Origin of the sequence: Blautia sp. AF19-1, from assembly GCF_003479155.1 — a bacterium.
In the GTDB taxonomy this organism is placed as follows: Bacteria; Bacillota; Clostridia; order Lachnospirales; family Lachnospiraceae; genus Fusicatenibacter; species Fusicatenibacter saccharivorans.
On record NZ_QUGQ01000003.1, the window covers coordinates 176,189 to 200,943 of the forward strand.

At 48.8% G+C, this 24,755-nt stretch carries 21 protein-coding genes and 1 CRISPR repeat array; all 21 genes read right to left on the reverse strand.

Annotated elements, in window-relative coordinates; translation table 11 throughout:
* Window position 1 precedes the first annotated feature (1 nt).
* Window positions 2-1,732: an amino acid ABC transporter ATP-binding/permease protein gene (locus DWX26_RS02955; RefSeq protein ID WP_118600797.1), complete on the reverse strand. Its 1,731-nt coding sequence runs from the start codon at window positions 1,730-1,732 to the stop codon at window positions 2-4.
* A complete protein-coding gene (locus DWX26_RS02960) occupies window positions 1,732-3,471 on the reverse strand; it encodes an ABC transporter ATP-binding protein/permease (protein WP_118600799.1) in 1,740 nt (579 codons plus the stop codon). The genes DWX26_RS02955 and DWX26_RS02960 overlap by 1 nt, the downstream gene beginning before the upstream one ends.
* A 13-nt stretch (window positions 3,472-3,484) precedes the next feature.
* Window positions 3,485-3,832, reverse strand: coding sequence for a nitrous oxide-stimulated promoter family protein (locus DWX26_RS02965; RefSeq protein WP_118600801.1), 348 nt, complete (start codon window positions 3,830-3,832; stop codon window positions 3,485-3,487).
* Window positions 3,829-4,233: a YbaN family protein gene (locus DWX26_RS02970; protein WP_118600803.1), complete on the reverse strand. Its 405-nt coding sequence runs from the start codon at window positions 4,231-4,233 to the stop codon at window positions 3,829-3,831. The genes DWX26_RS02965 and DWX26_RS02970 overlap by 4 nt, the downstream gene beginning before the upstream one ends.
* 386 nt (window positions 4,234-4,619) lie before the next feature.
* A CRISPR array of direct repeats spans window positions 4,620-6,855; the repeat unit is 32 nt; unit sequence ATTTCAATCCACGCTCCCGCGAGGGGAGCGAC.
* A 173-nt stretch (window positions 6,856-7,028) separates the two neighbouring features.
* Window positions 7,029-7,319 (reverse strand): CRISPR-associated endonuclease Cas2, encoded by a 291-nt coding sequence (gene cas2, locus DWX26_RS02975; protein ID WP_118600805.1) that lies wholly within the window; start codon window positions 7,317-7,319, stop codon window positions 7,029-7,031.
* Between the two features lie 9 nt (window positions 7,320-7,328).
* Window positions 7,329-8,360: a type I-C CRISPR-associated endonuclease Cas1c gene (gene cas1c / locus DWX26_RS02980; protein WP_118600807.1), complete on the reverse strand. Its 1,032-nt coding sequence runs from the start codon at window positions 8,358-8,360 to the stop codon at window positions 7,329-7,331.
* A complete protein-coding gene (gene cas4, locus DWX26_RS02985) occupies window positions 8,357-9,019 on the reverse strand; it encodes a CRISPR-associated protein Cas4 (RefSeq protein WP_118600809.1) in 663 nt (220 codons plus the stop codon). Before cas4 ends, cas1c begins: the two co-directional genes overlap by 4 nt.
* Entirely contained in the window at window positions 9,019-9,930 is a 912-nt protein-coding gene (cas7c, locus tag DWX26_RS02990) for a type I-C CRISPR-associated protein Cas7/Csd2 (RefSeq protein WP_118600811.1), read from the reverse strand. Before cas7c ends, cas4 begins: the two co-directional genes overlap by 1 nt.
* Window positions 9,931-11,676: a type I-C CRISPR-associated protein Cas8c/Csd1 gene (cas8c, locus tag DWX26_RS02995; protein ID WP_118600813.1), complete on the reverse strand. Its 1,746-nt coding sequence runs from the start codon at window positions 11,674-11,676 to the stop codon at window positions 9,931-9,933.
* Window positions 11,673-12,335 carry a type I-C CRISPR-associated protein Cas5c gene (gene cas5c / locus DWX26_RS03000; protein WP_118600816.1) on the reverse strand — a complete coding sequence of 221 codons (663 nt, stop codon included), beginning with the start codon at window positions 12,333-12,335 and terminating at the stop codon, window positions 11,673-11,675. The genes cas8c and cas5c overlap by 4 nt, the downstream gene beginning before the upstream one ends.
* A gap of 260 nt (window positions 12,336-12,595) precedes the next feature.
* The gene (gene cas3 / locus DWX26_RS03005) at window positions 12,596-14,740 is read right to left on the reverse strand and encodes a CRISPR-associated helicase Cas3' (protein WP_118600818.1); all 2,145 of its coding nucleotides are present in this window, start codon (window positions 14,738-14,740) and stop codon (window positions 12,596-12,598) included.
* A gap of 147 nt (window positions 14,741-14,887) precedes the next feature.
* The gene (locus DWX26_RS03010; RefSeq protein WP_118600820.1) at window positions 14,888-16,723 is read right to left on the reverse strand and encodes an acetyl-CoA carboxylase carboxyltransferase subunit alpha; all 1,836 of its coding nucleotides are present in this window, start codon (window positions 16,721-16,723) and stop codon (window positions 14,888-14,890) included.
* A gap of 557 nt (window positions 16,724-17,280) precedes the next feature.
* The gene (locus DWX26_RS03015) at window positions 17,281-18,627 is read right to left on the reverse strand and encodes an acetyl-CoA carboxylase biotin carboxylase subunit (RefSeq protein WP_117509541.1); all 1,347 of its coding nucleotides are present in this window, start codon (window positions 18,625-18,627) and stop codon (window positions 17,281-17,283) included.
* On the reverse strand, window positions 18,624-19,061 hold the full coding sequence (gene fabZ / locus DWX26_RS03020) for a 3-hydroxyacyl-ACP dehydratase FabZ (protein ID WP_118600822.1): 438 nt from the start codon (window positions 19,059-19,061) through the stop codon (window positions 18,624-18,626). Before fabZ ends, DWX26_RS03015 begins: the two co-directional genes overlap by 4 nt.
* Window positions 19,062-19,087: 26 nt before the next feature.
* Window positions 19,088-19,603, reverse strand: a complete 516-nt coding sequence (gene accB / locus DWX26_RS03025) for an acetyl-CoA carboxylase biotin carboxyl carrier protein (protein WP_117801508.1) — start codon at window positions 19,601-19,603, stop codon at window positions 19,088-19,090.
* Between the two features lie 36 nt (window positions 19,604-19,639).
* Window positions 19,640-20,875 carry a beta-ketoacyl-ACP synthase II gene (fabF, locus tag DWX26_RS03030; protein ID WP_118600824.1) on the reverse strand — a complete coding sequence of 412 codons (1,236 nt, stop codon included), beginning with the start codon at window positions 20,873-20,875 and terminating at the stop codon, window positions 19,640-19,642.
* Window positions 20,876-20,891: 16 nt separating this feature from the next.
* The gene (fabG, locus tag DWX26_RS03035) at window positions 20,892-21,632 is read right to left on the reverse strand and encodes a 3-oxoacyl-[acyl-carrier-protein] reductase (RefSeq protein WP_022462594.1); all 741 of its coding nucleotides are present in this window, start codon (window positions 21,630-21,632) and stop codon (window positions 20,892-20,894) included.
* Window positions 21,633-21,660: 28 nt separating this feature from the next.
* On the reverse strand, window positions 21,661-22,581 hold the full coding sequence (gene fabD / locus DWX26_RS03040; RefSeq protein WP_118595072.1) for an ACP S-malonyltransferase: 921 nt from the start codon (window positions 22,579-22,581) through the stop codon (window positions 21,661-21,663).
* The gene (fabK, locus tag DWX26_RS03045; RefSeq protein WP_022462596.1) at window positions 22,578-23,516 is read right to left on the reverse strand and encodes an enoyl-[acyl-carrier-protein] reductase FabK; all 939 of its coding nucleotides are present in this window, start codon (window positions 23,514-23,516) and stop codon (window positions 22,578-22,580) included. The genes fabD and fabK overlap by 4 nt, the downstream gene beginning before the upstream one ends.
* 30 nt (window positions 23,517-23,546) lie before the next feature.
* Entirely contained in the window at window positions 23,547-23,774 is a 228-nt protein-coding gene (gene acpP / locus DWX26_RS03050; RefSeq protein ID WP_022462597.1) for an acyl carrier protein, read from the reverse strand.
* 51 nt (window positions 23,775-23,825) lie between these two features.
* Window positions 23,826-24,755, reverse strand: coding sequence for a beta-ketoacyl-ACP synthase III (locus tag DWX26_RS03055; protein ID WP_118595071.1), 930 nt, complete (start codon window positions 24,753-24,755; stop codon window positions 23,826-23,828).

Consider the following 24,755-nt stretch of genomic DNA (forward strand, 5'->3'; position numbering starts at 1 on the left):
ATCAGGAAATCCGGCCATTTTCCATTTCATATACCACATCCGCGACATTCATCGTGGACACTCTGTGCGATACGAGCACAATGGTTTTCTCTTCTGCCGATTCTTTCAGGGATTTCAGAATAATTCCTTCATTTAAGGAATCAAGATTCGATGTCGGCTCGTCCAGCAGGATCATGGATGCGTCATGCAGGAATGCCCGCGCGATACCGATCCGCTGTTTTTCTCCGCCGGACAGCGTATCGCCGAGTTCTCCGACTTCGGTGTCGTAGCCGTTTGGCAGTGTCATGATGAAATCATGTATGGACGCCTTCTTCGCCGCCTCCATAATTTCTTCCCGCGTCGCGCCGGGTTTTGCAATAGCGATGTTGTTCGCAATCGAATCGTGGAACAGATGTGTCTCCTGCGTCACATAGCTTTCCATATCGCGCAGATGCTTCATCGGGATTTCGCGGACATCGGCTCCGTCCACGGAAACGCGCCCCGTCTGGACATCCCAGAAGCGCATCAGAAGTTTTAAGATCGTCGATTTTCCGGAACCGCTCGCGCCGTGGATGCCGGTGATTTTTCCCGGTTCCAGTTTCAGCGAATACTGATCCAGAATCGTCTCGTCTTCGTAGGCAAATGTTACATTCTGCGCCTCGGCTCCTGCAAATGCGTGGTCACCGCCGGATGCCGCATCTCCCGGAATTTCCTCCACCAGCGGCGCTTCCTCGAGAAGGGAAAGCACACGCTCGCCGCTTGCCAGCGTCTGATTCAGGTTATTCGACAGGCTGGACAGCGCCACGACCGGGCCGAAGGAACCCATCATCGCGACTGTGCAGGTCAGGACTCCCTCAAATCCGATCCCGCCTTTCGTGTAAAGATAGATCGTCAGTGCCAGCATGCCGAACGATGCCAGAAGAATCACCATGTTGGTGACAGACCGCTGGGAGCCTTCCATGCGGCTTAAGTTTTCCTGCACAGAAGCCAGTTCTTTCGACCGCCCTGACATCTGCTCTTTCCGTTTTTCGCCCTGTCCGTACTGAATCGTCTCGTCGAGGCCACGCAGGGAATCCAGCACGAAGCTGTTCAGCTCGCCAAAGCCTGTCCGGAACTCCATTCCTTTCTGGCTTCCGCGCTTTCCGTTCCACATCGGGATCACAACGCCGACCGTCAGATACGCCGTAAGTGCAAGCAGCCCTGCCAGAACATGGTATCTTCCAATGAAGCATACCATAATCAGAGAAGTTAATGCTGCAATCGCAATCGGGGAAATCGTATGCGCATAGAATACTTCCAGAAGTTCGATATCGGTTGTGATAATCGAAATCAGATTTCCTTTGTCCCGTCCTTCCAGCTTCGCCGGGCAGAGCTTCCGCAAAGCTGCAAACACTTTATGGCGGATGATCGCCAGCAGTTTAAAAGCAATAAAGTGGTTGCAGTACTGCTCCGCATAATGCAGAATGCCGCGCAGCACCGCGTTCACGATCATCACCGTGAGTATCGTTTTTACCGGGGTATGTACAAGCCACATGTTTTGCACCGAAAGGCTCGTCCCTGCCGCGCCCGTCAGTAAGCCATGCACGATGACCTGTCCTGCCAGAATCGTCAGGAAGATCGCACATAAATATCCCATTGTTCCAAGAATAATTGCCGCCATCATAATATGAAGCAATGGCTTCACCAGCCCGATCAGGCTTCCCATAATCCGGAGGGCGCTTCTGCGTTTTGCTGTATTTTTCTTCTCGTTCATCATGCATTCCCCTGCTTTCCATAGTTTTCCAGTACCATCTGGCTGTCGTACAGATGCCGGTATGCGCCGTTCTGTTCCATCAGTTCCGCATGCGTTCCACGCTCGCAGATGGTACCGTTTTTCAGGAAATAAATCTGATCTGACTGTACGACGTTCGCAAGGCGGTGGGAAATCAGCAATACCGTTTTCGTCTTTGCGAGTTCATGAATCACATTCATGATCAGCTCTTCACTCTCGACATCAATATTCGATGCGGCTTCATCAAAGATATACACCGCACTGTCGCTCCGAAGCAGCGCCCGCGCAATCACAAGACGCTGGCACTGGCCGCCGGAGAGGTTTCCTGCTTTTTCGAGAAGCTCTGTCTGCAGTCCATTCTGTGTCTGTAAGAATCCCAGCAGATTGACTTTCTGCAGAACCGCCTCCATCTCCTCCTTCGTCGCATCCGGTTTCGCCATGCGCAGGTTCTCTTCTACGGTTCCTTTAAATAAGTAACTGTTGTGGCGGACTAGAACAACGTGCTTCATCAGATCCGTCTCATTGACTTCCGAGAGCGGCACGCCGCCCAGGGTGATGCTTCCCGCATATCCGCGGTTCTTTGCCGCAAGGATGCCCGCGATCGTACTCTTTCCGCAGCCGGATTCGCCGACCAGTGATACAAAACTGCCCGCCGGGAGCGTCAGGTCAATGCCTTTTAAGATTTCCCGGTCCTCTTCATAGGAAAAATGTACATCCTCCAACACGACATCCAGCGGTCCGTCCGGCAGCGTCCGCTCTCCCGTCTGCGGCTCCGGCAGATCGAGGATTTTGAAAATCTTGTCACTCGCCGCCATGCCGTTCATCGCGATGTGGAAGAATGATCCGAGCAGACGAAGCGGCAGGAAAAACTCGCTCGCCAGCAGCACAATGCAGAGCGTGCCGGACACGGTGAGGTTTCCTTTCAGAAATTCCGATACCGCCACCGCCATGCCAACCGCCGCGCCGCCGTATGCTACGATGTCCATCACGCTCGTTGAGTTGAGCTGCATCGTCAGAACTTTCATCGTGATCCGGCGGAAGTTCTGGGATTCCACATCCATCTCGTCGGCTTTCTGCTGGTCGGCCTGATAGATTTTTAAGGTCGTCAGACCCTGCAGATTTTCAAGGAACGAATCGCCGAGCCCTGTGTAAATACTCCAATATTTGTTCAACAGCTTCTTCGCAATCTTCTGCACGACCACAATCGAAATCGGGATCAGCGGTACGCAGATCAGAAGGATCACACTCGCTTTCATGCTCACCCGGCAGAGGATGGCGAACAGCGTGAGCGGTGCGAGCTGGCTGTAAAACAGCTGCGGCAGATACTTTCCAAAGTATGTTTCGAGCTGCTCCACACCTTCGGTGGACACCTGTACGACCTCTGAGGAAGACACCTGCTCGCTGTACGATGCCCCCAGTTTCAGCATTTTCTCATAAATTTTTTCACGCAGAATCCGTTTCACATCCACACACGCAAGATACGAAGACCGCGCACCCATCCGCTCGCAGAAAAAGCGGATCACAACAACAATTGCCAGTGTAAAAATCGTCCGTTTCACAGCCGCTGCCGTTACCGCACCATACACGACCCATTCCAGCAGATCGGCGATCGTAAATACTGCGATCACCTGCGACAGAAGCGCCGCCCACTGCCACAGAATCGTGTACACGATATACTTTTTCGCGTGGGACAGCAGCCCCACCAGTCTTGTTTTAATCATAAGTACCTCTCTTTTATGCTTTTGCTTTTCGCTTCTCTCTCATGCTGCAAATCAAATGCCAGATAGCTAAAATCGGATGATACAGCAGCATCCTCGGTCCCGAAAACCGCATAACGGCGCGGATCTTTTCCCGCATTTCCGGCTTGTAGCAGTGTACTTTGCAGTTTGCGCAGAATGTTTTCTGTTCCATGAAGGGACATTTCTGGCTCCGCTGTTTTGCATAGTCCGCTAATTTCTGACATTCCGGACACATCCCGCCGGATGCATTCCCCTTTTTTCCATGGTTCTTCCGGCAGTACAGGCGGATCATCTCTTCCACGACGTACTGTTCTTTCTGCCGCTTTTTTTCTACTTTGTTCATTTTGTTTCTCCTAGGATATGATCTTCTGTTTTTACGGTTTTGACCCGCAGGAAGAAATACAAAATATGGCACATCCATACCACAGCAATACAGATTCTTCCAATCGGCACATTCTTCATAGCAAAAAAGCCGATCGCCATCACAACCGTTACCATCCCGATAATTTTACATTTCGTTCCTACCGTCATCGCCCGATGCTGTACGAAGCTGTCGAGATGCTTCTTATATAACTGAGTTCCAATAAACCAGCTGTGCAGCCGTTCCGAACTTTTCGCAAAGCAGAACAGGGTCGCCATATAGAATGGAACTGTCGGCAGGATCGGAAGCACAATGCCGATGGTGCCAAATCCCAGGCACAGAAAACCGAGTATAATCCCAAAAATTGTCAGTGGATTTCTCATCATTTTCCTCCTTTCTTATCGAATAATAAATAGAAAAATAGCCGCCCATGGTTCTTGGCGAATACATGAGCGGTTAGTTATCACTTACGCTAGTTATAGATTAACATTGTTTGCCTTTCGTGTCAAACACATTTCACTCCTTAGAGAACACTTTGCAATCGTAGGGCAGTATCCTCGCGCACCTCCTTATTTTAACTCATGCTCCCACGAGGTGAGTGACCATTTCCTTTTTCTTTTCCGATGACTCGCGTCAAATTTCCATTCTTTCTTCTGCTAAGATAGCAGCGATCGTATCTGATATTGTGCTACCGTATGGCGTATTTCAACCTTTGTTCCCCTAAAGGGAGCGACCGTCCTAACGAGTTTATGACACCTACTGTATTTTGATTTCAATCCACGCTCCCGCGAGGGGAGCGACAGTCTCTATTGTCGGAATGATGCCGGAAAAAACAAATTTCAATCCACGCTCCCGCGAGGGGAGCGACATGGTACATCGGTAATAACTTATTGGAAATTTAACATTATTTCAATCCACGCTCCCGCGAGGGGAGCGACTATATTCCGGGCAATACACATGCTCTTCATGCGCTATTTCAATCCACGCTCCCGCGAGGGGAGCGACCCCACTGCTGTATTTCTTCTACATTTTCCATCAATTTCAATCCACGCTCCCGCGAGGGGAGCGACGGCAGGAATCACGGCAACGCAGAACTTGTCACAGGATTTCAATCCACGCTCCCGCGAGGGGAGCGACACGGTTTGTTCTCCATTTGTAATATCATCACAGTATTTCAATCCACGCTCCCGCGAGGGGAGCGACTTGCCCAGCTGGTGTATTTGGTCGATGGCGTCCATTATTTCAATCCACGCTCCCGCGAGGGGAGCGACAAAAGTTACAGTACATTTCAACCAGAACCATAGCAATATTTCAATCCACGCTCCCGCGAGGGGAGCGACTGGAGACGCAAAAGACATCTGGCTCGCAGTCAGAAATTTCAATCCACGCTCCCGCGAGGGGAGCGACATACAGCCCACACGAAATAAAAGAGAGACTGCAGATAAATTTCAATCCACGCTCCCGCGAGGGGAGCGACACCATTCGGTCGCATTTTCCGTCTTTTTGCTGCCATTTCAATCCACGCTCCCGCGAGGGGAGCGACAGACGATCTCCTTGCCTTTTTAGGACAAGATCAAGATTTCAATCCACGCTCCCGCGAGGGGAGCGACCTCCATCGTTTCCGGCACGTTCTCGTTGTTGTAGGTATTTCAATCCACGCTCCCGCGAGGGGAGCGACATGCCAGAGCTGAGACTGACGTGCGGAAAAAAAATTTCAATCCACGCTCCCGCGAGGGGAGCGACTGCGACCGCGTCGGTCGGTTTCGCGAGGTTTGTAAATTTCAATCCACGCTCCCGCGAGGGGAGCGACGTTTTGCCATCTGCTCGCCCTCCTTAATACTCGGAATTTCAATCCACGCTCCCGCGAGGGGAGCGACGGCCCCTCGGACGTTACGCTTTTGACCGTACCCGTATTTCAATCCACGCTCCCGCGAGGGGAGCGACGAAGATGTAACAACAAAGGTTGACAGCCTGGAAATTTCAATCCACGCTCCCGCGAGGGGAGCGACATCCACTTATCAACATACACATTATAGCACACGGATTTCAATCCACGCTCCCGCGAGGGGAGCGACGGATTTTTCGGACTTTTTCAAATTCTTTCTTCGTATTTCAATCCACGCTCCCGCGAGGGGAGCGACTGTAGATCCCTTTTTCGGTTCTCTCGATCATGTGATTTCAATCCACGCTCCCGCGAGGGGAGCGACGTTCGGAACCTTACGCAGCATTCCGGCCGCATCTTTATTTCAATCCACGCTCCCGCGAGGGGAGCGACTCCTTTGCGGCGCCAACCTTAAACTTGTTATCCAATTTCAATCCACGCTCCCGCGAGGGGAGCGACGCAATACTCAGCCGCGATCCGCGGAACGCAGAAATTTCAATCCACGCTCCCGCGAGGGGAGCGACGATGCAGGCGCAGAAGCGTGCTATATTGCAGCGCATTTCAATCCACGCTCCCGCGAGGGGAGCGACTAGAAGCTTATTTCGCATAGCAAAAGCGGGCAGTTATTTCAATCCACGCTCCCGCGAGGGGAGCGACGTCAACCCCTTGCCCCGTAGGGGTGCGAGCATAAGATTTCAATCCACGCTCCCGCGAGGGGAGCGACACGTTACCCACTGGCCGCCTTGCATCTTGTAAACAGATTTCAATCCACGCTCCCGCGAGGGGAGCGACGTATATCCTGTCGGATTTTTGGTTTCTACTACTTTATTTCAATCCACGCTCCCGCGAGGGGAGCGACATTCTGCAAGCGTCAGTTCTGACCTCCATAGTGCATTTCAATCCACGCTCCCGCGAGGGGAGCGACGCATAATAAATCAATATATAATTATGTCCCTTGTGATTTCAATCCACGCTCCCGCGAGGGGAGCGACCCATTCGGTCGCATTTTCCGTCTTTTCGTTGCCATTTCAATCCACGCTCCCGCGAGGGGAGCGACAAGGGAACAATCTGAACCAGATAGCCAAGAAGCTATTTCAATCCACGCTCCCGCGAGGGGAGCGACTTCAATTTTATCTAAAATTCACCCTATGTTTTTAACCATTTCTCACAACGCTTCATCTTTCTCCTCCTTCCCTTTCCATTCTTTTCTTCCCCATCTTCTCAATTCCAGCACCTTTTGTGCACTTTTTCAGGTGCGAATCTCCCGGGCTTTTTCTGTGTACTACCGATTCGCACCTAAAAAATCAACACCTGATCTATAGCTGTACCACGTTCTACACCGATATGTTCAACTTTAGTTTTATAATTGTTTCCCAGATAATAAAACCGAAGACTGTCTTTTTCTTCATCGATAATGTCTGCTAAAATAGATTTTAATACAATACACTGTGCATTATCCAATATACATTCGAATACAGAATTTTGCACCCGTCTTCCGTAGTTGGTACATTGTTTGGCGACTTTACGTAAACGTTTTTTCCCCGCATCAGTTTCCGTATTGACATCATATGTGATCAATACCAGCATCCTCCCACCTCACTTCCACAAAAATACAGGATAGCTGTCCAGATCCCCTCGCAGATATCTTGCGAGCAGCATCGCCTGCACATGAGGAACCATTCCCCATTCCACTTTTTCGTTTAGATAGGGATGCATAATTGTTTCTTTTTTCTTATTCTGCCACTCTGTCAGCAGTTTCTTTCGAAGTTCATCGTCCATCAAAACTGCGCCATTTTCTTTTCTGGTAAAATTCTTTCCATTGACGATTTTCTTATTAACAAGTGACAGCACAAAGCGATCCGCCATAACAGCTCTAAGTTCTTCAATCATATCCAGTGCCAGCGAAGCTCTGCCCGGTCTTTCGGTATGCAGATAGCCCATGTAAGGATCCAGACCGACCCCTTCCAACGCCGCTGCAATATTATTCGTCAGAAGCGTATACACAAATGACAGCATTGCATTCATGTTATCCATAGGCGGTCTTTTGTTCCGCCCTTCAAACTTGAAATCTTTCTTCTGCTGCAAAATCAATTCGTCAAACACGCCAAAATAAACACTTGCTGCTTCACCCTCAAATCCTCTTAACTGCTCTTTTGACTCACAATTTTGAATCAGCTTCAAAGAATTTTTCAGATTCATAGACGCCGTTTTGACCCGCTCCGCATCAATCTGCATTCCGTGGTCTCGCACCGCTCGTTCCAGTACCCATCTTGCATTGTATACTTTTCCCAGAATACAATTTTTCGCAATTTCAAGACTGATTTTCGAATCCATGCAGCTATTGTATTGCTGTTCCCGCAGAACAATATTTCCTTTTGTTTTTCCCGTTACTCTAGCCAGAAACTTTCCTTGTGGTGTCAGAAAACACAATGCTATATTTCGATCCGAGCAAGCTCCCATTAACGCCGGACTTACTCCACGATAACCAAAGGATACAATACTCTCCAAATTATGCAGCGGCAATCTTCCGAGTTCTTTATCATCCTCATAGATAACAATATTTTCCCCGTCAAGTCCCAGATAACTGTTCTCAGAAGTAACATACAACGTATTTAATAGCTTTTTCATTCCTCTTCCTCCAGTCTCTGTTCGATATAGGTTTTCACTGAAACCGTCTTATTCAGTTTCGGAAGGCAGATGTCCTTTAGTGAACATGCATTACATGCTTTGCTCGGTTTCACTTTTGGTGTATACTTTCGTGCATAATATTGATGCATTTCCGCCAACATATGAATTACTTCTTCCCGCAATTCTTCTGTAATTTCTATCTGCTCCCGTCTTCTTGTTTCGCCATAGAAAATTGCTCCCTGCGCCACTCTGGTCGAAAACATTTCCTCCAGACATAACGCCTGTGCCACCACCTGAAGCTTGTCTTCTTCCGTAAGCTTAGGTTTGCCTTTCTTGTATTCCACAGGAAACACAGAATACAATCCTCTATGTCCATGCAGTTGAATTCCATCTTCACACTTCTGGAATTCAACTACATCACACTCCCCGCTGATTCCAAGTTCTCTCGAAGAAACCGGCAGCGCACGAACAATAATCGTATCTTTCCGTTTTTCTGTCAAATAAGGATCGTGTGCCTTTTTATGCATTAGTTCACCCGTGACGGTATGTACGTTTTCAGCCCACTGCTGCTCCACATGAATCAATGCCCATTGTCTTCGGCAGAATTTGAAATGCTGAATTCCGGATATCATCAGATACTCATCTTCTGTATATTCCATCAGACCATCCTTTTCACCTGAATTGACTCAGGAATGTCTTCTTTGTGCAAAGTAACTGTATAGTCCTGATATTTTCTTGGATATTCTACATCTTCCTTTCTTTTTACTTCTACCGCGTCAAATAACTTATATGCAGGGCAGTCACCAAGTTCTTTACTATGCTTGAATACAATCAGTTCACGAACCGCCATTTTGCCTCTCGCTGCAGAATGGTCATGCTCAAACATATTGATAATTGCTTCCCACAGCAAATCAAGATCTTCTTCTGTAAATCCCGTTACTTTACGGGCAAGGTTTGCTGAGATGAATCCTTCCGCACGGTATAATGCATAAGGTACAATACTTTTACGCCCTATCTCTGTGTTTTTATCTTCTGCATCCTTTTCCGTTGTGATGGCAACTCTGGTAATTGTAACTTCCTGACTGATAATCGGATCAATACTGCGTGCAAATCCAATCTGCACCGGGCCTCTTACCTGACCACAGTTCAGTGATGCTTTCACAAAGGTCGTCATGACCGCACCAAAGGTTCGGATATCGAAAAAGTGATCACACATATAATTTCTTAATTTTACATCTGCATCCGGATCATTTCTTTTCAATTTTTTCAGTTCTTCTGTCACTTTTTTGTCTTCTGTTTCATTGACCCCCACCGATACGCATGCTTCCCGATCACCTCGGTTAAGCGGAACATCTTTTTTAATATAGATTTTATAGCCATCCTCGTCTTCTTTTACGGTTTCAACATAATTTCTGATCTTTCTTTTCAGGCACACATCTGTAACAAGACCTAAGCCACTTTCAGGGTCAACACGCGGCATATTTCCAGCATCTGGATCTCCGTTTGGGTTGCCATTTTCCACATCAAACAGTATTACAAATTCATATCTGTTTTTGATTACATCACTCATTTATTTTTCCTCCTGTTTTTCATTTTTGCTCTGTTTCTGATGATAATAGCCCAAAATAAATTTTCCCTGTTCTTCCAATGATAATCTTTTTGGAAAATATTCTACTTCTTCGAAAATTTCTCTCAGTCTATCCTCATAATATTTTGCCAAATTTGGTTTATCTCTTTCCAATTTTCGTATATGACTGTTTTTCAATCTCATCAAAATCGGAAATACCATCGCTGGCGTTACGCAGGCAGAGTTAAAATAACGATCTCGAATGGTAGATTTTATTTCTTTGTTCGTATTTATCTTATTCGCACCAATCTGAATTGCCTCCAAGATCGAAAAAGCCTGTCCTAATTTAAAAGCAACATCATTACTTGTTTTTCCTGAATTCATACACGCTTCGCCTTCCTCCCATTTGTAATTTTTAATAAGATACGCTTTTATAATCGCTGCTCTTCCCCAGGTTACATCTCCCTGATCGGAACGTATTCTTATCAATGTATCAATATACAAGCTTGCCGGATATCTGTTATCCGAAAGAATTGCCTCCAGCACCATTGCTGCCATATGGGCAATAGCCTTTTTGTTTTTGGTTCTTTGATTGATTGTCTCTTGTAGCAAATCATCGACCCCAAGATAATCTATTTCATCCTTTTTCAGTTTGGGAATATTAAGCCGCTGGTAATGTTTTTCCAGATTTTCCAACATATTTCCAAATGAATTTTCATAGAAAAATCTCACGGACAATCTTGCTGCATTTGGTGACAGACACAAAACATAAAATTTCTGATCCTTATTGATTTTTATATCTTTTACGTCTATATATTGCCCTTCTGTAAGCTTTTCCAATATGTCATGCACGATATCCTCATTATCCTTCGTTGGATTCAGAAATGTAGAAAAGAAATCCTGATATTCTGTTTTAGCTCCTTCCGCCCAATAAACAACCATGGACTCACCTAATGAGAATTTATACTTTTTTTGCGTCAAAAGATAATTCAACGATGTAGTATAAGCAAATTCTGCATATTTTCCAACAGGTGCATTGTAACTTTGTGTTTTTCCATAGGATTCAAACGCTTTTTCATTAAATGAAATCAACGAAGCTCCACTGCTCTGTGCACCTGGAATACCTTTAATATTTTTATGAATTCTGGAAATTTCATCCAAATTTCCTGTCACAAGACAAATTCCGGTTGCTTCTCCCTGTTTCTGATCCTGTGTCTTTTCCCATGCTTTCTGAACTTCCTCATCCTCCTGCGCATATTTCCCATTTACCCAGAAAATCAGATTGCCTCCTTCTGTCAGCTCCTCCCATGTTTCGGCAACTACTGGATTTTCCTTGGCCTGCTCTGGTTTCCAGCTTTCAAAGAATGCACAAATTGCATTTGCAGTTTCTCCCTGACTATTCTGTAATATCTGCAGATGTTTTTCTTTCGTCGCCTGAAAACATTCCTGCATTCTTTTGCTTGTTCCATCTTTGTCGATCCCTAACATGTATTTGGAATTGTCGCATAGAAAGTTAGCAGCTACACCTGATGATCGTGTTACCATCGTCGGCACAAATAACGGCTGCGGACTTAATATTGTTTTTTTTCCTGCCTGCACTTCTCTTTTCAAACTTAAAATAGCCTGAATTTTTCCATCGCATGACAATTGAATCCCATAAGAAATTTTTTCTGTGCACCATCCTCGCCTTGAAATCTTTCCTTGTTTTTCCAGGTCTTCGTAATACTTGACCAATGCTTGAAGAATCATCGTATCACCTCACAATTCCGTAAATCAATGACACCCTTTCGCATAACCGCTCGAAAAAACATTGGTTCAATGTTCTCTGGATCGGAATAATCCATGCCGAAAAGCATCAGTCCCATATCTTTTTCCTCTACATTCTCATACGCAGTGTGAATCTTCTCTTCTCCGCATAACGCAAAATGCGCCGGAAATTCTCGGCAACCAAAATAGGGCATGTGATAACATTCCCCTCTCTTGAGCCTTCGAAGCATAATGTCTTTAAATTTGCCTGGATTATCCGTTTCATTGGCCTTGTCCGTCATCTCAAAATGAGCTTCTATCACGTACTCTACATCTGTCAATATCACAGAAGCTCTCTGTACAATGTCCTGTTTTGTACTGATATACAATGGTTTTTCTGCTCCATTATATACTTCAAAAACCTTGCTTGCCAATGCCTTACTTTTTACTTCATTTCTTCGAACGCTGGTAAAACGAATCGGCTTATTCACATAGATTCGATCAATTTTCCATCTCAGGCCCGGATGCCAATAGATGGCCTCCAGGATGCCTCGCGCTGCGGAAGGTGTCATCACGTCGTAAGAATATCTTTCTACTTTTAACTCTGGTCTTGAAAAAAGTGCATAATCTCCCCATACTTTAACTTTTACTCCAATTCCCATAGGCGTTTCCTCTTTTCCTTGTTGTCAGACTTATGTCTTTCTTCCATTTTGCACTTGTATTATTATGTTTTCATAATACAATACCTTCTTCTGTAATTCAATTCAAATTTTACATAAAAATGTATTGAAATTTTTATGTATTTTGATTATAATAATCTTCGACAGGATCTCCATCCTGCGGATTGAAAAAATACATTTTTTTGTAGTGAAAAAACGAGAGGGAATGGAAAGTTTAAATGCTTCCATTCCCTCTCGCTTTCTCATACAAATAATGCTTTTCCCAGTTCAACTGACAAATCCAGTCCCATTTCTTCTGTATAACGTTTCAGATCTGTCAATTCATAAAAATCTTTTACATCGCCTGAAACTTCTCTTACGATTCCTGCTTCATAAAATTTTTCACACTCATTTTTCCGAATATTAATACAAAATTGTCCGGCTTTTCGCATATTACTTTTAGTGAATCCCTGACCCTTTATCTGCTGCAGAATCTCCTGAGCCTCTTTTGTACAACCAATAAATACTGCTACCGTAGCTCCATCAATTAACTGAAATTTCTCTGCTGTTTGTCTGAAATTATATTTCCCTTTTTGAAATTCCTGCAGAATTTTCTTTTTATCCAGATCTTCTCCCCTTAAATAATACAACCTTTCAAAATATGTTTTTATGGTTCCTAAATCTGAAATTTCAGCTTCATCTGCAATCAGACTTTTTGCCACATCAATTTGCTGTCTTTGTCCTGAAACGGTTTCTTTTTCATCGAATTGAAATATAAACACATTACTTTCAGAAACATCATACTGCCCTTCTCTATTGCATCTTCCCGCCGCCTGAATCATCGAGTCAATTCCCGCCAGTTGTCTGTATACTGTCCGGAAATCCAGATCCACTCCAGCTTCCACGAGACTGGTCGCAATTACGATACATTTTTGAGGATTCTTTTTGTCCAATCTTTTTCGTATCTGCTCCAATACTCGCTTTCTATGCTTCGGATACATACTCGTTGATAAGTGGTAACAGCCTTCGCCTTTTAGTTTCTGATATAATTTCTGCGCTTTTTTCCTCGTATTGACAATACATAATGTCTGGAATCCGCCTTCCAATCTGCTTACAAGTTCTTCTTCACTTAGATAGCCAAGATTTTTATAGCGCACTCGCTCAAAAAATCGGAATTGTTCTTCCATCCGCGGACATAGTTCTATTGCATTTCTCTCCTTTTGAAAGAGAGACTGCAATGCTGGCTGTGTAGCCGTACAGAGTACCACGCTTGATCCGTAACGGTCAATCAATTCTTCCATCGCAGCAATACACGGTTTCAGATAATCAACTGGCAGCATCTGCGCTTCATCAAAAATAATTACACTGTTGGCCATATTGTGGAGTTTTCTGCATTTTGATGATTTATTAGCATACAAAGATTCAAAAAACTGTACATTCGTCGTTACTACAACCGGTTTATCCCAGTTTTCCGCGGCAAGCTGCATCGGTTTGAATTCTTCTGAACTATCATAATCAACATTATAATGATTTTCCAGAACATTCTGATCTCCCAGAATTTTCCGGAAAACTTCTGCATTCTGCTCAATGATGCTCGTATATGGAATCACATAGATAATTCGATCCATATGATTGTACACACCATGTTTTAATGCAAATCCCAACGATGCAGTTGTCTTTCCGCCGCCCGTTGGAACCGTTAAGCGAAACAGTCCTTTCGAATTTTCCCCTTGTTCCATGCAGTTTCTTAAAATTTCCGTTCTTCTTCCATTAACTGACTCTGTTTCCTTATTTTTCAACCAATCTTCAACATGTTTCTCCAGCTTCTGCAAAAGCGTCGTCAGGTTCTCCCCCGCCTCGCGCTGTGTCTTCCCTGCTTTCATAAAATCTTCTGTATCCAGAAAATCTGCATCTACAAGGCAAGAATAAAGCATCCGCATAAAAAAGCTCAAAGAAAAATCTGGATTTTCTGTTTCTGTTGGATTGAATGGCAACGTTGTTAATGCCGGAATTTGTACTTCTGTTTTGTACGCTTGATAGTCTTCGATCCGCTTTTTCCTTCTCCCTGCCAATGTAGATGCACTTCCCGTATCCAGTTCATTCCCATAATCAGGCAGACCTGCATGGTGTCCTGCAATGCAATATTCTAATAGTGGATACATTCCCTGCTGTTCCAGACATAATCGAGCACCCGCTGTCGCGTGGTCTACACTGATACTATTATCTTCCTTGATTTTTCTCTGAAATTTGTCGCTGTACTTTCCAATATCATGCAGCATTCCACAGCAATAGCCCCATTCCCCTTTGCCAAATTTTTCCGCAAAATCCCTTGCCCGTTCTGCTGTTCCCAGCAGATGCTGCAACAACAACTGTACTCGATCTTCCTCTCGATGTGCTATATATTCCATTGTAAAATTCCCCCTTTGTTCTTAAAAATATATTAACCTAACTACTGCTAATTGTATATAAAAATAATCACCTGCTGTAAAAACAGATGATTATTTTTGAACTCAATTACATTTTATATAAAATGGATCGGTAACTATTTTCTTTTTTCAGATTTCCCGGAATCTCCGATACCTCTCCTCTACCAGCTCTTCCGCATCCAGCTCCGCATATTTCCCCATAAATTTCAGAATCTTCCTTCTCAGATCTCCACAAACCGCAGGTAATGTCTCCACCGTAAACTCTTCCGGTTCCGCCACAATCTCTTCTACGATTCCAAGCTCTTTCAAATCCCTCGCCGTCAGCTTCATCACCTCGGCGGCCTCCGGCGCGCGTTTGCCGTCTTTCCATAGAATACTTGCAAATCCCTCCGGCGACAGGATGGAGTAGATGGCATTCTGCATCATCCACACTTCATCCGCCACGGCGAGTGCCAGGGCGCCGCCGCTGCCGCCTTCGGAGATGACGATGGTAAGGACTGGGGTTTTTAAGGATGACATTTCATACAGATTCCGCGCAATCGCCTCGCCCTGGCCGCGTTCTTCGGCTTCCATTCCGCAGAAAGCACCTGGGGTGTCTACGAGGCAGATGACCGGGCGGTGGAATTTTTCGGCCTGTTTCATCAGACGCAGGGCTTTGCGGTAGCCCTCCGGGGACGGCATGCCGAAATTGCGGTGGATGTTTTCTTTCGTATCCGCGCCTTTCGCCTCGGCGATGACCGTGACCGGTGTGCCGTCAAACGACGCAATACCACCGATGATCGCCGCATCATCGCCATACAGCCGGTCGCCGTGAAACTCGATAAAATCCGGAAACAGCTCCCGAATATAATCCCCTCCGACCGGCCGGTCTTTTTTCCGCGCTTTCTGCACACAATCCCAGGCCGACGATTTCCGCAGATTCTCCCACTCCGTCTCTTCTTTTTCTCCCCGAAGCGATTTTTCCTGTCCGTCCCTGGCAGTTTCCGTATTTTCAGTTTCTTCTGCCAGCGCCTTCACGCTTTCTGCCGCAGTCTCTTCTTTCTGCAGTTCCTTCCCGTTTTCCTCCGGCACAGAATTCTTCATCAAATCGCCACTGCCCGATGCCATACCTTCCGCACGCTTCCCATGCATCCGCAGAATCTCCGCCAGCACCTCTTTCGCCTCTTCTCTTGGCAGAATCCGATCCACAAACCCATGCTCCACCAGAAACTCTGCCCGCTGGAACCCTTTCGGCAGTTTCTGTCCTATTGTCTGCTCAATAACCCTCGGCCCCGCAAACCCGATCAGCGCATGCGGCTCCGCCAGAATAATATCCCCCAGCATCGCCCAGCTTGCTGTCACGCCGCCCATCGTCGGGTCCGTCAGCACACTCACATACAAAAGCCCCGCATCACTGTGTCTTTTCAGCGCCGCCGACGTCTTCGCCATCTGCATCAGAGAAACAATCCCCTCCTGCATCCGCGCCCCTCCCGAGCACGCAAACAAAATCACCGGCAGCGAGAGCTTCGTCGCCCTCTCCACCGCCCGCGTAATCTTCTCCCCAACAGCCTCACCCATACTTGCCATCATAAACCTGCCATCACAGACCCCGATCACCGTCTCCATCCCGTTGATCCGTCCCTTACCAGTCACAACAGCCTCCGTAAGTCCTGTTCTCTCCTGCAGAGCCCTCACCTTCTCTTCATACCCCGGAAACCCCAGCGGATTCCCCGCCGTCATCCCCTGATCCCATTCCTCAAAACTCCCATCATCCAGAAGAAACTCAATCCTCCGATACGCATGCACCCGAAAATAATTCCCACACTTCGGACAAATATAAAGATTCCTCTTCACATCCTCCGTAAAAATGGCCCCCTTACAAGCATTACACTTCTTCAAAATCCCCTGCGGCGCCTCCGGCACCACCCCATCCGCCGTGTGCTCCTTCCGAAACACCGTCTTCTTAAAATACTTACCCAGCATCATACCACCATCACTCCTTACGTCATAACACTTTCACTCTATTGTCACCATAACAATCTTCCAACCACACACCTCACCCATCGAGGCATTCATTCTCTCTTCACCGCTCACTCCTGTCATCCCAGCCGCACCGCCCCGCGGTGTCGCTGACCACACTCTCCCAGTCGTGTGTCTGATCTCAGCCGCCCGGCAGTACAGCAGAGGGGGACGGCGCATTTGCAGGAGGAACTATAGCAAGACCCGAAAATAATGCAAAAAAGGCAGTGCTGCAGAGCGCGAATTGCAAGGAACAGATTTGAAGGCGTACCGGGGTACGACGAAAATCTGTGACGCAGTAATTCACGCTCTGCGGTGCTGAATTTTTTGCATTATTTTCGGGGATTGCTATAGAAACACTTAGGCTTCCAGAATTTGCGTTATTTTCAAAAATCTAACTGTCTGAGCGACAGCGGGTTTTTGATTTTTGAAAATGGTTTTAGCAAATGCTGGAGTCCTTAGTGTTTCTTTCCTCTGAAACCGCGCCGTCCCCCTCTGCTGTACTGCCGGGCGGCGTCCGTCTCTTACAATCTCTCCGTCAACCGCTCCACAAACTCAATATCCGCCCTCCCGGCCAGATACTCCTCTTCATTTAAAATAGAATACAAATAATCAACGTTAGTGTCGACTCCCTCGATGACGACTTCCCCCAGCGCACTCCTCATCCGCGCAATCGCCTCCTCACGCGTCCTCCCATGCACAATCAGTTTCGCCAGCATCGAATCATAAAACGCCGGAATCACATACCCGTCATACGCCGCCGTATCCACCCGTACTCCAAATCCACCAGGCAGATGCATCTCCGTAATCTTCCCCGGACAAGGCCTGAAATTCTTCGCCGGATTCTCCGCATTAATCCTGCACTCAATCGCATGCCCCGAAAGCCGGACCTCCCCCTGCGTCACCGACAGCGGCATCCCCGAAGCCACCCGAAGCTGTTCCTGAATCAGATCCACCCCCGTGACCCACTCCGTCACCGGATGCTCCACCTGAATCCGCGTATTCATCTCCATAAAATAAAAATTCCCGTCCGGCTCCAGCAGAAACTCTATCGTCCCCGCATTCACATAATGCGCCGCCTTCGCCGCCCGGACCGCCGCCGAGCCCATCCGCTCCCGCAGCGTGTCATCAATCGCCACACAAGGCGACTCCTCAATCATCTTCTGATGATTCCTCTGAATCGAGCAGTCCCGCTCGCCAAGATGAATCACATTCCCAAACGAGTCCGCCATAATCTGAAACTCCACATGACGTGGATGACGAATCAGCCGCTCCACATACATCGTCCCGTCCGCAAACGAACTTTTAGCCTCCTTCTGCGCCGTCTGAAACGCACTCTGGAACTCCCCGCGCGTCTCCGCCATGCGCATACCCTTGCCGCCGCCTCCAAGCGCCGCCTTAATCATCACCGGAAAACCAATCCGGTCGGCCTCAGAAAGACCCGTCTCCCAGTCAAAAACAGGTTCCTTCGTCCCCGGAATCACCGGCACACCGGCTGCCTGCATCGTATTTCGCGCCTCAGACTTATTACCCAGACGGTCCATCACCTCAGGCGACGGCCCAATCCACGTAATGTGGCACTCCTGACATCTCCGCGCAAACGTGCTGTTCTCCGACAGGAATCCAAATCCCGGATGAACCGCATCCGCCCCCGTCACAAGCGCCGCACTCAAAATACGTTCCATATTTAAATAACTGTCCTTCGACGGTGCCGGCCCGATGCACACCGCCTCATCCGCGAGCTGCGCATGCAGTGCCTCCCGGTCCGCCTCCGAATAAACAGCAACCGTGAGAATTCCCATCTCACGGCATGCCCGGATAATCCGGACCGCGATCTCCCCACGGTTTGCAATCAAAACTTTTCGAATCATTGTGCTGCCCCCACCATAAAGGTCAGTTCCGCCTGCGCGACCACCTTGCCGTCGACCGAAGCAACCGCTTCCCCGACACCCATCGGTCCCTTGTGGCGGATAATTTTCGTCTCCAGACGAAGCTTGTCTCCCGGTTTCACTTTTCCCTTAAAGCGGCACTTGTTGATGCCGCCGAAAAATGCAATTTTTCCCTTATTCTCGTCAAGAGAAAGAATCGCAACCGCACCGACCTGCGCCAGCGCCTCGATAATCAGCACGCCCGGCATCACCGGCTCCTGCGGAAAATGGCCCGCAAAAAAATCCTCGCGGTACGTCACACATTTATACCCAATGCCGAATTTGCCCGGCTCAAAATCTTCTATGTAATCCACCAGCAGAAACGGATGTCTGTGTGGAATAATCTCCTGAATCTGTTTCGTTGTCAAACTGTTCATTCGCTGCTTCCTTTCTCGTCCCGGCTTTACGCTTTCACCCGGAACAGCGGTTTTCCGTAATCAACCATCTCGCCGTTTTTCACCAGAACCTCCGCAATCACGCCGTCCACTTCACTCTCGATCTCATTCATCAGCTTCATGGCCTCCACAATCGCTACAACCTGTCCCTTTTTCACGGTGTCGCCGACCTTCACAAACGGCTCGGCATCCTCTGCCGGAGCTGTATAAAACGTTCCGACCAGCGGGGATGTCACAAAAACGCCTTCTTCTGCTTCACTGTGCTCCTCAGCCGTTGTATTTTTTCCTGCCGTTTCTTTTCTCTCCGGCATGGCTGCTTCTTTCGCTGTCACGCCATTTGCTCCGCCCATCATCTCTGCCATCTGCAGACCGGCACCGGATGGAACCCCGCTCATCTGCACCTGCACCGGAGCTGCTTTTCCATGCTCCATGGCAATCTTGATCCCATCAGCCTCGTAATCAAACGCGGTCAGCGAAGAATCCGAAACTTTATCAATCAACTGTAAAATCTGATCTAATTCCATCTTATTTTCCTTTCTGCACCGGAACACGATGCCGCTTTATTCATATTTCTGAAACAGCAGCACCGCATTGTGGCCGCCAAAACCAAGGGAATTGCTCATTGCCAGTTTCACATCGGTTTCCACCGGAGCGCCGATGCAGTAATTCAGATCGCATTCCGCATCTGCTTCCTTTGTTCCAACCGTCTGATGCACGAAGCCGTCCTGAATGGATTTCGCACAGACAACAGCTTCCACACCGCCTGCCGCGCCGAGCAGATGACCGACCATCGATTTCGTCGAGTTGACCAGCACATGGTCTGCCGCATCACCGAAGGCTTTCCGGATCGCACGCGTTTCAAACAGATCGTTGTGATGTGTAGACGTTCCGTGTGCATTAATATAAGTAACTTCTTCCGGTTTTACTCCCGCTTCTTCCATCGCAAGCTCCATCGCACGTGCCGCACCGCTTCCATCTTCCAATGGAGAAGTAATGTGGTACGCATCGCAGGTTGCGCCGTATCCGACTACCTCTGCATAGATCTTCGCGCCGCGCTGTTTCGCGTGCTCCAGCTCCTCAAGTACGAGAATGCCGGCGCCCTCGCCCATGACGAAACCGTTCCGGTCTTTATCAAATGGAATCGAAGCCCGCAGCGGATCTTCCGACTCGGAAAGTGCGGTCAGTGCCGAAAAGCCTGCCACGCCGACCGGCGTAATTGCACTCTCCGCACCACCTGCCACGCAGATGTCCGCGTCGTTGTACTGAATTGCGCGGAAGGCATCGCCAATGCAGTGCGTTCCTGTCGCACACGCCGTTACCACGCTGGTACATTTTCCTTTCGCGCCGAGTGCAATCGCAACATTTCCCGCCGCCATGTTCGCAATCATCACCGGAACGGTAAACGGGTTGACGCGGGACTGATTTCCGGCATCAATTTTGGCTTTCGCCTGCTCGCATGCATTCAGATCACCGACGCCGGAGCCCACCAGAACGCCGACGCGGAACGGATCTTCATTCTCCATGGAAATGCCGGCATCTGCAAACGCTTCTTTTGCTGCCGCAACGGCATACTGGGAGAAAGTTCCCATTCGTCTTGCCGCCTTGAAATCCATGCGTTCTTTTGCCACGAAGCCTTTGACCTCGCCTGCCAGATGTACTTTATATTCTGCTGTATCAAATTTCGTAATCGTTCCGATTCCGCAGGCTCCCTTGCGGACGCCGTTCCAGAATTCCTCCACGGTATTTCCAATCGGGGTTACCGCACCCAGCCCTGTGATGACTACTCTTCTCTTCATTCCAACTCTCCTTTTCTTAGATCACCATGCCGCCGTCGCAGTGAATCACCTGTCCGGTGATGTAAGCTGCCGCTTCAGATGCCAGAAATGCAGCCAGGTTTGCCACATCCTCCGGCTTTCCGAAATGGCCGAGCGGAATCTGGGATACGGATGCTTCTTTCACTTTATCCGAAAGAACCTCCGTCATATCGGTCTCAATAAAGCCCGGCGCAATCGCATTGACGCGGATGCCGCGGGATGCCAGTTCCCGTGCCGCTGTTTTCGTCAGGCCGATCACACCTGCTTTCGATGCCGCATAATTTGCCTGTCCTGCGTTTCCTGCCACGCCGACCACAGAAGCCATGTTGATGATGCAGCCGCTCTTCTGACGGATCATCGGCCGTGCCGCAAAGCGGATGCAGTTGAACGTTCCCTTGAGGTTTGTCTCAATGACACGATCGAAGGCTTCCTCCGACATGCCCATCAGAAGGCCGTCCTTTGTGATGCCCGCGTTGTTGACCAGAATATCGATTTTCCCATACAAAGCAAGAATTTCCTTCATCCACGCTTCACACGCCGCAAAATCCGATACATTGCACTGCATCACACAGCCGTCTCCTCCTGCCGCGCGGATTCCCGCAAGCACGGTTTCGGCCGCCTCTTTCGAACCATTGTAATTGATGACAACAAAGGCTCCCTCCGCCGCCAGTTTTTCTGCAATCGCACGCCCGATTCCGCGGGATGCGCCCGTTACTACTGCTGTTTTTCCACTTAACATCTCATTCTCCTGCTGCATAATCCACTATCTATAATAAAGTTTCGCACACCTGATGCATTTCCTCATAGGTGCGGATATTGTAACCTTTTACATCCCGGTTGATTTTTCTTAAAAAGCCGGTCAGTGTTCTTCCCGGTCCGATCTCCACGAAGGTATCAACGCCGTCCGCAATCATTGCCTCGATGCTCTGCTGCCACCGCACACCGGATGCCACCTGCTGGATCAGAAGGCCGCGCGTCAGTGCAGTATCACGCACATACTGGCCGGTTACATTCGTCACATACGGAATCTTCAACTCCATAAAACCGACGCCCTCGAGCGCTTCGGTCAGCCCCTGGGACGCAGCTTCCATCATCGGGGAATGGAACGGGCCGCTTACGTTCAGCGGAAGTACCCGCTTTGCGCCTGCTTCTTTTAACTTTTCCGAAGCCTCTGCCACTGCCGCCTCATATCCAGTGATGACAATCTGACCCGGGCAGTTGTAATTGGCAATGTAGGCGCCGGAAATCCCGCTCAAAATCTCTTCGATTTTTGCATCTTCCATGCCGAGCACCGCCGCCATCGCGCCCTCGCCTGCCGGAACGGCCTCCTCCATCAGGATGCCTCTTCTGCGGACGACCTTCATCGCATCCGCCATTTCCATACCGCCGGCGGACACAATCGCGTTGTACTCGCCAAGGCTGAGGCCCGCTGTCACATCCGGCGTAAGGCCGCACGCCCGGATGGACTGCTCCATCGCCATTCCGGTTGTCAGCAGTGCAATCTGGGTAAACTCTGTCTGATCCAGATGTTCATTTTCCTCAAAACAGAGTTTTTTCATATCAATCCCGATCAGCTCGGATGCCATATCGTAGACGGTTCTCGCTTTCGGACATGCTTCATAAAAATCCGCGCCCATGCCGACACACTGGGAACCCTGTCCCGGAAACATAAATGCTGTTTTACTCATAACCGCGCCGGTGCTCCTTTCAGAAGTTCTTCCATCTCATTCATCATCTGCTCTATGATTTCTTTGCAGCTTTTCTCGTCTTTTACCATACCTGCAATCTGACCGGACATCACGCTTCCGGTTTTGACATCGCCGTCCACAACGGCTCTTCGAAGACCGCCGAGCGTCAGTTTTTCCAGCTCTTCGAACGGAGCTCCCTCTTTTTCCAGTTCCAGATAATGGCGTGTCATCTCATTTCGGATCGCCCGCACCGGATGACCGGTTGTGCGGCCTGTCACGCGGGTATCAATATCTTTCGCCTTGATCACCAGCTGCTTGTAATTTTCATGCACAACGGCCTCTTTCGAAGCGACAAAACGCGTTCCCATCTGAACCGCCTCGGCACCCAGCATAAAGGCTGCTGCCATGCCGCGTCCGTCCGCAATTCCACCGGCCGCAATGACTGGAATTTTTACGGCATCTGCCACCTGCGGAACGAGTGCCATCGTTGTCGTCTCGCCGATATGGCCGCCGGACTCACATCCTTCTGCCACAACGGCATCTGCGCCTGCGCGCTCCATTCGTCTTGCAAGAGCCACGGAAGCGACCACCGGGATGACGCGGATACCAGCGTTTTTCCACAGTTCCATATATTTCTCCGGATTTCCTGCGCCCGTCGTAACGACTTTTACGCCTTCCTCGGCAACCACTTTTGCCACCTCATCCGCATACGGACTCATCAGCATGATGTTGACGCCGAACGGTTTGTCCGTCAGTTTTTTTGCTTCGCGGATTTCATTCCGAACCCACTCTGCCGGTGCCGCCGATGCTCCGATGAGGCCAAGGCCGCCGGCCTCGGAAACTGCCGCTGCCAGATGATGCTCCGCCACCCAGGCCATGCCGCCCTGAATGACTGGATACTGAATCCCGAGTAATTTTGTCACTTCTGTGATCATGAATCGCTTCCTCCTGCTTCCCGATCTTTCTTAGTTTTTGTGCTGCTCCAGATACTCTGCAACATCACCGACAGTTACCATCGTTTCCAGATCCTCGGTCGGGATTTCCACGCCGCAGGTGTCCTCGAGGGACATGACCATTTCAAACAGATCCAGGGAATCTGCTCCGAGATCCTCTTTGAAGGAAGTCTCCGCTGTGATAGTATCGATGTCTGCTCCCAGTGCTTCTGCTACGGTTTCTTTTACTTTTTCTAACATGTTTTTGTCCTCACTTTTTTTCTTATTCTTCTTATTTTATATGGGCGTTTCTTACCATTCCAGGTACGCCGCGCCCCAGATCAGTCCTGCTCCGAAACCGGAGAGAACGATTCTCTGTCCTTTTTGGGCTCTGCCGGACCGGTTCCACTCATCCAGCAGAATCGGAATGCTCGCCGCACACGTATTGCCGTATGCTTCGATATTCCGCGGAAATTTTTCTTTCGGCGCCTTCAGTCGTTTTGCCACGCCGTCGATGATGCGGCTGTTTGCCTGATGAAGGATAAACGCATCAATCTCCTCGACCGGCACCTCGGCTTCCGCGAGCACCTCGCGGATGACTTCCGGCACGCGGGATAAGGCAAACTGGAACACGGCACGGCCGTCCATCTGCAGATACGTTCCCTTTTCGCAGGTCAGCGACACGCCTTTTTCTCCATCGGAATGGATCTTTTCGCACGCTTTTGTCTCCTGCTCCTCCGCCGTCAGCACAACGGCTCCCGCGCCGTCCCCGAACAAAATGCAGGTTCCGCGGTCACTCCAGTCCACCAGGCGGCTCAGGGCATCCGCGCCGATCAGCAGCACGTTTTTTGCCTTGCCGCTCCGGATATACATCTGGCCCAGCTCATACACCGCAAGAAATCCGGTGCAGGCGGCGCTGACATCGAGACAGGCGGCACGGAAAGCTCCGATCTCATCCTGCACAAGACAGGCGGTATTCGGAAAGATGCTCTCCGACGAGGAGGTTCCGACGAGAATCAGATCCAGTTCTGTCGAACAGATCCCGGCATTTTCCAGCGCTCTTCTCGCCGCCTTTACTGCCATTTGGGCAACCGTCTCCTCCCCGGCTATGTGGCGCGCACCGATTCCTGTCCGCTCCCGGATCCAGGCATCGCTCGTCTCCACCATCTTTTCCAGATCTTCATTTTTCCATATCGTCTCCGGTACGTAAGAACCGGTTCCCGCAATTCTGCCGTTTTTCAC